Source organism: Neisseria sp. P0022.S010, from assembly GCF_051956635.1.
Genome location: NZ_JBQCXF010000094.1, coordinates 1 through 9,556, shown reverse-complemented (window position 1 = coordinate 9,556; position 9,556 = coordinate 1). Strand labels below are relative to the sequence as shown.

General features: G+C 54.1%; 12 protein-coding genes. 7 read left to right on the top strand and 5 right to left on the bottom strand.

Going from position 1 to position 9,556, the window contains the following annotated elements; genetic code table 11:
- Positions 1 to 277 (bottom strand): glyceraldehyde 3-phosphate dehydrogenase NAD-binding domain-containing protein (locus ACTHUT_RS09900; protein WP_440418767.1); only part of this gene is annotated, 277 nt, incomplete at its 3' end.
- Positions 278 to 1,052: 775 nt separating this feature from the next.
- Between ACTHUT_RS09900 and ACTHUT_RS09895 the strand changes: the two genes are divergently transcribed.
- The 4 genes from ACTHUT_RS09895 (at position 1,053) to thiE (ending at position 5,127) form a co-directional block, all read left to right on the top strand.
- Positions 1,053 to 2,588 (top strand): sodium-dependent transporter, encoded by a 1,536-nt coding sequence (locus ACTHUT_RS09895; RefSeq protein WP_250601442.1) that lies wholly within the window; start codon positions 1,053 to 1,055, stop codon positions 2,586 to 2,588.
- Positions 2,588 to 2,680 (top strand): methionine/alanine import family NSS transporter small subunit, encoded by a 93-nt coding sequence (locus tag ACTHUT_RS09890; RefSeq protein WP_036472778.1) that lies wholly within the window; start codon positions 2,588 to 2,590, stop codon positions 2,678 to 2,680. The genes ACTHUT_RS09895 and ACTHUT_RS09890 overlap by 1 nt, the downstream gene beginning before the upstream one ends.
- Positions 2,681 to 2,912: 232 nt before the next feature.
- Positions 2,913 to 4,385 carry a magnesium transporter gene (gene mgtE, locus ACTHUT_RS09885; RefSeq protein WP_440418766.1) on the top strand — a complete coding sequence of 491 codons (1,473 nt, stop codon included), beginning with the start codon at positions 2,913 to 2,915 and terminating at the stop codon, positions 4,383 to 4,385.
- A gap of 124 nt (positions 4,386 to 4,509) precedes the next feature.
- The gene (gene thiE, locus ACTHUT_RS09880) at positions 4,510 to 5,127 is read left to right on the top strand and encodes a thiamine phosphate synthase (protein WP_440418765.1); all 618 of its coding nucleotides are present in this window, start codon (positions 4,510 to 4,512) and stop codon (positions 5,125 to 5,127) included.
- 132 nt (positions 5,128 to 5,259) lie between these two features.
- On the opposite strand, the gene ACTHUT_RS09875 is transcribed toward thiE, so the two are convergent.
- A complete protein-coding gene (locus tag ACTHUT_RS09875; RefSeq protein ID WP_440418764.1) occupies positions 5,260 to 6,279 on the bottom strand; it encodes a zinc-binding alcohol dehydrogenase family protein in 1,020 nt (339 codons plus the stop codon).
- Between the two features lie 104 nt (positions 6,280 to 6,383).
- Here ACTHUT_RS09875 and ACTHUT_RS09870 point away from each other — a divergent pair, with 104 nt between their 5' ends.
- The 3 genes from ACTHUT_RS09870 to ACTHUT_RS09860 are packed head-to-tail and all read left to right on the top strand — an operon-like array spanning position 6,384 to position 7,811.
- The gene (locus tag ACTHUT_RS09870) at positions 6,384 to 6,737 is read left to right on the top strand and encodes a winged helix-turn-helix transcriptional regulator (protein WP_440418763.1); all 354 of its coding nucleotides are present in this window, start codon (positions 6,384 to 6,386) and stop codon (positions 6,735 to 6,737) included.
- 30 nt (positions 6,738 to 6,767) lie between these two features.
- Positions 6,768 to 6,962 carry a sulfur carrier protein ThiS gene (thiS, locus tag ACTHUT_RS09865; RefSeq protein ID WP_003684673.1) on the top strand — a complete coding sequence of 65 codons (195 nt, stop codon included), beginning with the start codon at positions 6,768 to 6,770 and terminating at the stop codon, positions 6,960 to 6,962.
- 60 nt (positions 6,963 to 7,022) lie between these two features.
- Complete coding sequence (locus tag ACTHUT_RS09860; RefSeq protein WP_440418762.1) at positions 7,023 to 7,811, top strand: thiazole synthase; 789 nt, start codon at positions 7,023 to 7,025, stop codon at positions 7,809 to 7,811.
- A 71-nt stretch (positions 7,812 to 7,882) separates the two neighbouring features.
- Here ACTHUT_RS09860 and ACTHUT_RS09855 read toward each other — a convergent pair whose 3' ends face one another.
- From ACTHUT_RS09855 to tsaB, 3 genes are all read right to left on the bottom strand, one after another.
- Positions 7,883 to 8,650 carry a uracil-DNA glycosylase family protein gene (locus tag ACTHUT_RS09855; RefSeq protein WP_440418761.1) on the bottom strand — a complete coding sequence of 256 codons (768 nt, stop codon included), beginning with the start codon at positions 8,648 to 8,650 and terminating at the stop codon, positions 7,883 to 7,885.
- Positions 8,644 to 9,087 carry a ribosomal protein S18-alanine N-acetyltransferase gene (rimI, locus tag ACTHUT_RS09850; protein WP_440418760.1) on the bottom strand — a complete coding sequence of 148 codons (444 nt, stop codon included), beginning with the start codon at positions 9,085 to 9,087 and terminating at the stop codon, positions 8,644 to 8,646. The genes ACTHUT_RS09855 and rimI overlap by 7 nt, the downstream gene beginning before the upstream one ends.
- The coding region (tsaB, locus tag ACTHUT_RS09845; protein ID WP_440418759.1) for a tRNA (adenosine(37)-N6)-threonylcarbamoyltransferase complex dimerization subunit type 1 TsaB at positions 9,084 to 9,556 on the bottom strand (473 nt) is incomplete at its 5' end. The genes rimI and tsaB, both read right to left, overlap by 4 nt.

Below are 9,556 nucleotides of genomic sequence, written 5' to 3'. Positions count from 1 at the left end.
CGCCCAATTCGCCCCATGGCAATTCGGCTGGGTTGCGGGTAGAGAAGTAAGGGATTTTTTTACCGTCGATGATGAGGTGTTTCTCATCGTGGGAAACTTCAGAGTTGAAGCGGCCGTGAACAGTGTCGAATTTGGTCAGGTGAGCATTGGTCTCGATGCTGCCGCTGGCATTGATGGCAACGATGTCGAGTTGGTCTTGCAGTTTGTAGTCAAAAATAGCGCGCACTACTTGGCGGCCAATACGGCCGTAGCCGTTGATGGCAACTTTGATACCCATGGCTTTTCCTCTTCTTTTGGGTTTGGGTTATGGAGCGAATGGTGGCAATTATAGCAAAATTGTAGTGTTGTGTAATTAATGTTTTATTGAAATTTTTAGGTTCGATTATTTTTGATTGTAGATGATTAGAGTAGGAATATGGGTTTGAATTTATTGTTATTGTATATTTTTTGAAATTTTATTTTTTATTAATTCTGTTTTTAGTGTTTTATGCTCGTTTTAAATCATGGTAATGAATGAAACGGGAAGAGGCGGATTGTTTTTGTTTATATTAAACAGAATGTGAGTGTGGCTTTTGATTACAACATACAACAGTGTAATTTTCAGACGGCCCGGGTTTAATCGAGCAAAAGGAAAAGGCCGTCTGAACATTTTTGATGACATGGAATTTAAACGCCTTGGATTCCTGCTTTTCCTTGCCGGATAAGGGGAGGGCGGTTTTTAGCAAAGGGGAAATGGTCGGAACAAGGGAGGGAAAAACGGTGGATTGAGCTGTGTTTGAGTGTTATATAAATAAGTGTATGAAGGTTTTAGTCGTAGTGTATGAAGATTTTGCTTGTGATTTAAATTTAATTATGACTTGTCAACACTGTTAAATTTTTTTACGATAAGGTCAGATTATGTTTGCATGGCCATAAGCGGTGCATCCTCTATACCGGATATTATCCTTATCCGAATATCTACTTTAACCGACCGGCTTGTCCGGCCTGATTCCTAAATATATACGCGCAAGGCTGAACGGCCTTGGCGACACTCGACTTTTAAGAGGTTCATCGTGTCAAATTCTCAATCCAGCGAACGCGCGACGTTTAGCAGTCGCCGCGCCTTTATGTTTGCTGCCATCGGCTCGGCCGTGGGCTTAGGCAACATTTGGCGATTCCCTTACATCGCTTTCGACAACGGCGGCGGTGCTTTCATCCTCCCTTACTTGGTTGCGCTGTTGACGGCAGGTATTCCGCTGTTGCTGCTCGACTACGCCATCGGCCACCGTTACCGCGGTTCGCCACCTTTGGCTTTCCGCCGCCTCGGCCGTTTGTTTGAGCCGATGGGTTGGTGGAATTTTCTGACCAACGTCATCATCTGTATCTACTACGCCGTGATTGTTGGCTGGGCGGCAAGCTATGCCTATTATTCGTTGACTTCGGCATGGGGTGCGGATCCGCAGACCTTCTTCTTCAAAGACTTCCTGCAAATGGCCGATGCCAAAGACTTGGGTTTGGATTTTGTCGGCAAAGTTGCCGGCCCGCTGATTGCCGTCTGGGTGTTTACGCTGGCGATTATGGCTTTGGGCGTACAAAAAGGTGTAGCCGGTGCATCCACATTCTTCATGCCTTTGTTGGTGGTGATGTTTGTCATCATGGTGGGCATTGCCCTGACTCTGCCGGGTGCGGCAAAAGGTTTGGACGCTTTGTTTACGCCTGACTGGAGCCGTTTGGCAGATCCGAAAGTCTGGGTAGCCGCATATGGCCAGATTTTCTTCTCGCTCTCCATCTGCTTCGGCATTATGATTACTTATTCTTCTTACCTGAAGAAAAAAACCGACTTGGGCGGCACAGGCTTGGTTGTCGGCTTTGCCAACAGTAGCTTTGAGTTACTCGCCGGTATCGGCGTATTTGCCGCATTGGGCTTTATGGCTCAAGCCGCAGGCAAGGAAGTCAGCGAAGTGGCATCCAGCGGTATCGGCTTGGCGTTTATCGCGTTCCCGACCATCATCAACCAAGCCCCTATGGGCGCGTTGATCGGCGTGTTGTTCTTCGGCTCGCTGGTGTTTGCTGGTGTAACTTCCATGATTTCCATCGTTGAAGTGATTGTGGCTGCAATTCAAGACAAAATGAACATCGGCCGTGTCAGCGCAACGTTGATTGCAGGCGTGCCAATGGCGATTATTTCTACCTTGCTGTTCGGTACGACCACCGGCCTGCCTGTGTTGGACGTATTGGATAAATTCATCAATACCTACGGCATTGTGGCTTCTGGTTTTGTTTACGTTCTGGCGATTGTCCTGTTGCACAAGCTGCCGGAACTGCGCAATCACTTGAACGCGCTGTCTTCCATCCGTGTCGGTAAAGTTTGGACTGCCAGCGTGGTGGTTACCGTCGCTATGCTCGGCTATATGCTTTATCAAGATACCGCCGGCCTCTTAAAAGAGAATTACAGCGGCTATCCTGACAGCTTCCTCAATATCTTCGGTTGGGGCATGGTCGGCGCTCTCTTGGTATTGTCTGTCCTGCTGTCGTTCTTGCCGTGGAAACATGGTCAGAACTTCAACGTCAAAGACGAACATGAACACGAACGTGAAGGAGACGAATAATGAGTACTTCAGCCATTATTATGATGCTTGTCGCATTGATCGTCATTTGGGGCGGATTCATCGTCTCCGTCCTGCGCCTGCCTAAAGAATAAGGTTTGAGCAAATGAAAAGGCCGTCTGAAATTTAAATTTCAGACGGCCTTTCCCGTTAAAAATGGTAAAACGGCCTAAAAAAGAGTAGAATATGCACCGTTTACAACTCTGTGCCTCTCAGTAGGCTTGAATTATGGACCTTCCCAGTTCGCCTTTGAACTTCCCATCTGATACACAACAACAATAATCATCCCGCCGAAATGCCTTCCCGCGTCCGGCGGGCGGAGCATTTATGAGCATCGAACAAACCCCTCCGAATCTCGACAATACCCCCGACAATGATGTGGTAGAAGACCGCATTTCTGACGATCGCATCTCTGACGATATCGACCGCATCCATGCCTTATGCGAAGTCCTCGAGCCGTCCTTTGAACAAATCGAAGCAGGCGTGCCGATTGAAGACGCAAGCCTGCGCGACAAGTTCACCGAGCTGACCGTCCTCTTGGCCGAGTTGCACCCTGCCGACGTGGCCGCCGTCTTGGAATCCCTGCCGCCGCGCGAGCGTAACATCGTTTGGCTTTTGGTCGCCCCTGAAGACGACGGCGAAGTCTTGCTGGAAGTATCCGACTCCGTGCGCGAAATGCTGATCGAGTCCATGGACAAAGACGAGCTGTTGGCCGCCGTCGATGATTTGGACGCTGACGAATTGGCAGAACTGGCAGACGACTTGCCACACCAAGTGGTGTATGAAGCGCTGCAAACGCGTGATGAAGAAGAGCGCGAGCAGGTCAAAGCGGCGATGTCTTACGAAGACAACCAAGTCGGCGCGATTATGGACTTTGAATTGGTCAGCATCCGCGCCGATGTGACGTGTGAGGTCGTGTTGCGCTACTTGCGCCGTTTCGACAGCCTGCCCGACCATACCGACAAGATTTTCGTGGTCGATGAAAACGACGTGTTGCAAGGCGTGCTGCCCATCCGCAAACTCTTGGTCGCCGACCCTGAAGACATGGTGGCAGACGTGATGGCCACCGATGTCGTGCGCTTCCGTCCGGAAGACGACGTGGAAGAAGCGGCGCAGGCATTTGAACGTTATGACTTGGTAACCGCGCCGGTTGTCGATGAAAACAAAAAGCTGATCGGCAGGATCACCATTGACGAAATGGTGGACGTGATCCGTGAAGAATCCGAAGCAGACATGTTGAACATGGCCGGTTTGCAAGAAGAAGAGGACTTGTTCGCCCCGATTTGGGACTCGGTGAAAAACCGCTGGATGTGGCTCGCCATCAACCTGTGTACCGCCTTTATCGCCAGCCGCGTAATTGGCGCATTTGAAGGCAGTATCGAGAAAATTGTCGCGCTGGCCGCACTGATGCCCATCGTCGCTGGTATCGGCGGCAACTCCGGCAACCAAACCATCACCATGATCGTCCGCGCCATGGCAATGGGGCAAATGACCAGCACACAGGCAGGCCGCCTGTTGAAAAAAGAAATCGGCGTCGCCTTGGTCAACGGCATTATTTGGGGTACGGTAATGGGCGTGATTTCATGGCTGCTCTATGGCAACATCGGCATCGGTTTGGTTATGGTGGCCGCGATGACCTTGAACCTTTTGCTTGCCGCGACCGTCGGCGTCCTTATCCCCGTCATGATGGACAAAGCCGGACGCGACCCGGCATTGGGCAGCTCAGTGCTGATTACCGCAGTAACCGACTCCGGCGGCTTCCTGATTTTCTTGGGATTGGCAACCATGTTCCTGTTGTAATAGGAAAAAAGGACGTGTTTGATACGTCATTTTTCAAACCGTTTAAAAGGCCGTCTGAAAACAAATATTATTCAGACGGCCTTTTCTGATAATATAACAACGAATTATTCCTTTCGGAGCCGTTATGATCTTCCCGCCACTCAAATCCCCCCTGAAATTTTACGCTGTCGTTCCCACTGCCGACTGGGTCGAGCGCATGGTCAAAGCAGGTGCCGACACGGTGCAACTGCGCTGCAAAACCTTGCATGGCGACGAGTTGAAACGCGAAATCGAACGTTGCGTCGCCGCCTGCCAAAACAGCGCAACCCAGCTTTTCATTAACGACCACTGGCACGAAGCGATTGCCGCAGGTGCATACGGCGTACATCTCGGGCAGGAAGATATGGACACCGCCGACCTCGCCGCGATTGAAGCTGCCGGTTTGCGCTTGGGTTTGAGTACGCACTCCGTCGCCGAACTTGACCGCGCCTTGTCTGTACACCCCAGCTATGTGGCCAGCGGCGCGATTTTCCCGACCACGACCAAACAAATGCCCACTGCCCCGCAAGGCTTGGATAAACTGCGCGAATACGTCAGACAGGCACGTGGCACGCCCGTCGTTGCCATTGGCGGTATCGATTTAAACAACGCCGAAGATGTATTGGCAACCGGCGTTTCCTCACTCGCCGTCGTCCGCGCCGTGACCGAAGCGGAAAATCCCGAAGCGGTGGTTAAAGCGTTTCAGGCTTTGTGGGATGAATAAGGTCGTCTGAAAGCCAAATTTCAGACGACCTGCTCAATTAGGATATTCGATTGCTAGGATATTCGATTGCCGTCATTTCGGATGCTATACAGGCAGAAGCGGGTATAACGGCGCAAAGAATAATCGGCGAATTCAGTTGTCCCAGCCTTCCACCACCAGTTTGCCAATCATATCTCCGCGTTCCAGCATCTCATGTGCGCGGCGCAGGTTGGCGGCATTGATGCCGTGCAGGATTTGGGTGGCGGTCGGGCGGATGATGCCTTCGTCCACCAGCCGCGCGGTTTCGGCCAGGATTTCGCCCTGCCGTTCGATGTCTGCCGTTTCGCGCAGCGGACGGGTAAACATAAATTCCCAATGCAACGACAGGCTTTTGCCTTTGAGCGGGTTCACGTCCAACGTTTCGGGGTCGTCAATCAGTGCGATTCTGCCTTGCGGGGCGATGAGTTCCACGATTTGCGGCAGATGGCGGTCGGTATGGTTGGTGGAAAAAACAAACGACGGCGCGCCGATATTTAACGCGGCAACCCGTTCCGCCATGTTTTCATGATGGTTGATGACGAAATCCGCGCCCAGTTCCTTCACCCACGCGCGGCTTTCGGGGCGGGAAGCGGTGGCGATGACCTGAATGTCGGTCAGCTTTTTCAGCAACTGGATGGCAAGCGAGCCGACCCCGCCTGCGCCGCCGATTAAGAGCAGCGCATTGGCGCCGCCTGCCACGGGTTTGTTCACGTCCAAGCGGTCGAACAGCGTTTCCCATGCGGTAATCGCTGTCAGCGGCAGCGCGGCGGCTTGGGCAAAATCCAGCGAACGCGGCTTTTTGGCGGCAATGCGCGCGTCCACCGCTTGTAATTGAGCGTTCGAACCTTGGCGGTTGATGGTGCCCGCGTAATACACTTCGTCGCCGACTTTGAAATTCCGCACTTCGCTGCCGACCGCCTGAACAATGCCTGCCGCGTCGTAACCCAATACGCGGTACTGCCCTGCCGCAGGCGTATGCGCCGCCCGAACTTTCACATCGACAGGATTGACTGAAACCGCCTGCACGGCAACCAAAATATCGTGCGGCCGCAGTTCGGGTTCGGGCAGATTGATGTTGAGCAGGGCTTCAGGGTTGGAAACGGGCAAAGGGCGGTTGAAACCGATGGCTTTCATAAGGTTCTCCTGTTAGGTCGTCTGAAAGCGTGTATCATGCACCCGAAGTACACCATTAACAAGAACGCACTTATTTTTCATATAGTTACATAAAGGATACTGCCATGCCCCGCACACCGCACCCAAGCTACGACTGCGCCGAAGGCTGCTCGGTGGAAGCCGCGCTTTCCGTCATCGGCGGCAAATGGAAAGGAACGATACTCTACCGCCTGCACACGGACGGTACGCTGCGCTTCAACCAAATCCGCCGCATCCTGCCCGATGTGTCGCAACGCACGCTGACCGCGCAACTGCGCGCATTGGAGGCCGACGGCATAATTTTGCGTACTGTGTATCCCGAAGTCCCGCCACGAGTGGAATACCGCCTGACCGACTACGGCAAAACGCTTGCACCCGTGCTGACGGCATTGAAGGAATGGGGCGACGGGTTCAAGCAGGAACAGGTGCATCGCGAATAAAGAAACTTACCTACGAAATATCGAGAAACCATGAACATCATCTTAAACGGCGAACCCGCCGAACTTCACGGCACGACCGTTGCCGACCTCATCGCCCAAACCGCGCCGCAAAAGCCCTTTGCCGTCGCCGTGAATACCGGATTTGTCGCCAAAGGCGCGTATGCGGAAACGGTTTTGAACGAAAACGACAAAGTCGATATTGTGCGCCCCGTAGTTGGCGGATAAGCTGTTTTACCTTTTCAGACGACCCCTGTCCCCAAAAACAACCTTACAAAGGAACCCATCATGCTCACCCTATACGGAGAAACTTTCCCTTCACGGCTGCTGCTCGGCACGGCGGCCTACCCGACGCCCGAAATCCTCAAACAATCCGTCCAAACCGCCCGACCCGCGATGATTACCGTCTCGCTGCGCCGCGCGGGAAGCGGCGGCGAGGCGCACGGTCAGGGGTTTTGGTCGCTTTTGGAAGAAATCGGTATCCCGGTGCTGCCGAACACCGCCGGCTGCCAAAGCGTGCAGGAAGCGGTAACGACGGCGCAGATGGCGCGCGAAGTGTTTGAAACCGATTGGATCAAACTCGAGCTCATCGGCGACGACGATACTTTGCAGCCCGATGTGTTCCAACTGGTCGAAGCGGCGGAAATCCTGATTAAAGATGGCTTCAAAGTGCTGCCTTATTGCACTGAAGACCTGATTGCCTGTCGCCGACTGCTTGACGCAGGCTGTCAGGCGTTGATGCCGTGGGCGGCGCCGATCGGCACGGGTTTGGGCGCGGTTCATGCTTATGCGCTGAAAGTCCTGCGCGAACGCCTGTCCGACACGCCGTTGATTATTGATGCCGGTTTGGGTTTGCCTTCGCAGGCGGCGCAAGTGATGGAATGGGGTTTTGACGGCGTGCTGCTGAATACCGCCGTTTCCCGTAGCGGCGATCCGGTCAATATGGCACGCGCTTTTGCGCTTGCGGTCGAGTCGGGCCGTCTGGCTTATGAGGCGGAACCTGTTGAGGCGCGTGAGAAAGCGCGCGCCAGCACGCCGACGGTGGGCCAGCCTTTCTGGCATTCAGCGGAATATTGATAAACGTCAGGGCGTGTCGAACACGCCCTTTTTTGTTGGTAAAAAACCTGATTTCAGGTTGAACAGAATGTTCAGACGGCCTTGGCCAAAAGCTGTTTCAATGGCTTTAAGATTTGCCATGCCTGCGCTTTGAGTTGCGGCTGCATCAGCAGGCGGGCGGGATGGGGAATGACGAAATGCGGCCGCTCTGCGCACAATTCGTTCATCAGTCCGATCATGTCGGGGCTGTCGAAGATTTTGCCGAGAAACAAGACTGCGCGCGCTTGCGAAGCGGTCAGCTCGTTTTGCATTTCGGCAAATTCGGAGCGGATGTGTTCGGCATCGGGGAGAGCGGTGAACACGGGTGCGGTTTTGACCCATGCGGTTTTATGCGCCTGCTCGGGTTTAAGGCCGATGGCGGCGAGGATGTTGTCGAGAAGCGTGCCGACTTCGCCGCTAAACAGCGTACCGTGCAGGCTGTCTTCGGTGGACGGGCAAATGCTGACCACCATGATTTCAGACGGCCTGATGGTTACGTCAAGACGGGGCAGATTGTCTGAATGCGCGGCTTTTTCTGTTTTTGCCGGTGTTTCGACAATGGCTTTGGGTGCCGCTTCAGGAACGCGGACAGCAGGTTTGGCCGTTTGCGCAGTGGCAATGGCGGCAGTGCGTGCCCGATGGGCGCCTGCGGATAAAGTGCGCACGGCTTGCGCGGTATCGGCAGCAATGGCTTTGGGGCGGACGGGTGCGGCTGATGCTGCGGCTTGAGGCGCGGCATGGATGATTTTGGCGTTTTGGTTCAGCCACATCGGGCCCAAACCCAAGGCTTCGTGCAGGTGCAGGTAGCGGCTGCTTAACATGATTTCTCCATCAATACGGCATCTTCGCTGCCACCGTCGGGCAGGGTGTAGTAGTTTTTGCGGCGGCCGCAGGTTTGGAAGCCGTGTTTGCGGTAGAGCTGTTGCGCGGTTTCATTGCTTGCGCGGACTTCGAACAGCAATCGGGTTGCGCCTTGCTGTTGCACTGCGTTTTGCCAGTGTTGCAGCAGGGCGGACGCAATGCCTTGGCGGCGGTATTCGGGCGCGACGGCAATCAGGTGCAGCTCGGATTCGTCAAATACGGTTTGCCACACGATAAAGCCGGTAATTTGGTGGTCGGTCTGGCTGAGCCAAACGCTGTCGGGATGGTGTTGAACAGCTGATTCAAACTGCTTCACCGTCCACGACGAAGGATTGCCTTGTGCGTCGATGGCGGCAAGGGTGGGGCAGTCGGCAAGTACGGCTGGACGCAGGTTCACGGTTTGGCCTTTTGTTGGGCTTGCTCTTGCGCGGTCAGGGCAATTTTGTTGCGGATGTAGAGCAGCTCGGCGTGTGCCGCGTCAGTAGCAACATAGCGGCCGCTGCGGGCAAGTTTAAGATAGTCGGTGGCGGTCGGCATATCGGCTTGACCGTCAAAAGGTGGTTTGTCGGCGAGGGCAAAGGCGTTACCGATGCCGCCGCTAGGCGTTTTGCCTTCGGGCGCGGTAATGGCGGCGGCTTTGCCAACCGTGTAATCGCTCAAGCGGACGTGGTTTTGCGTATCAAACCATGCGTAGAACACTTCGCCCATGCGCGCATCGGTGGCCGCCAGTACGCAACTGGATGGCGGCAGCAGCGAAGCGGCGGCATCGAGGCAGGGAATGCCGATCATGGGCGTGTCAAACGGCGTGGCCAAACCTTGTGCAACCGCCGCGCCGATACGCAGGCCGGTAAATGCGCCGGGGCCTT

Excerpts from the sequence above, each read along its gene's own strand:
- ACTHUT_RS09890 (WP_036472778.1), top strand. The coding sequence starts at position 2,588 with ATGAGTACTTCAGCCATTATTATGATGCTTGTCGCATTGATCGTCATT.
- mgtE (WP_440418766.1), top strand. The coding sequence starts at position 2,913 with ATGAGCATCGAACAAACCCCTCCGAATCTCGACAATACCCCCGACAAT.
- thiE (WP_440418765.1), top strand. The coding sequence starts at position 4,510 with ATGATCTTCCCGCCACTCAAATCCCCCCTGAAATTTTACGCTGTCGTT.
- ACTHUT_RS09875 (WP_440418764.1), bottom strand. The coding sequence starts at position 6,279 with ATGAAAGCCATCGGTTTCAACCGCCCTTTGCCCGTTTCCAACCCTGAA.
- ACTHUT_RS09870 (WP_440418763.1), top strand. The coding sequence starts at position 6,384 with ATGCCCCGCACACCGCACCCAAGCTACGACTGCGCCGAAGGCTGCTCG.
- thiS (WP_003684673.1), top strand. The coding sequence starts at position 6,768 with ATGAACATCATCTTAAACGGCGAACCCGCCGAACTTCACGGCACGACC.
- ACTHUT_RS09860 (WP_440418762.1), top strand. The coding sequence starts at position 7,023 with ATGCTCACCCTATACGGAGAAACTTTCCCTTCACGGCTGCTGCTCGGC.
- ACTHUT_RS09855 (WP_440418761.1), bottom strand. The coding sequence starts at position 8,650 with ATGTTAAGCAGCCGCTACCTGCACCTGCACGAAGCCTTGGGTTTGGGC.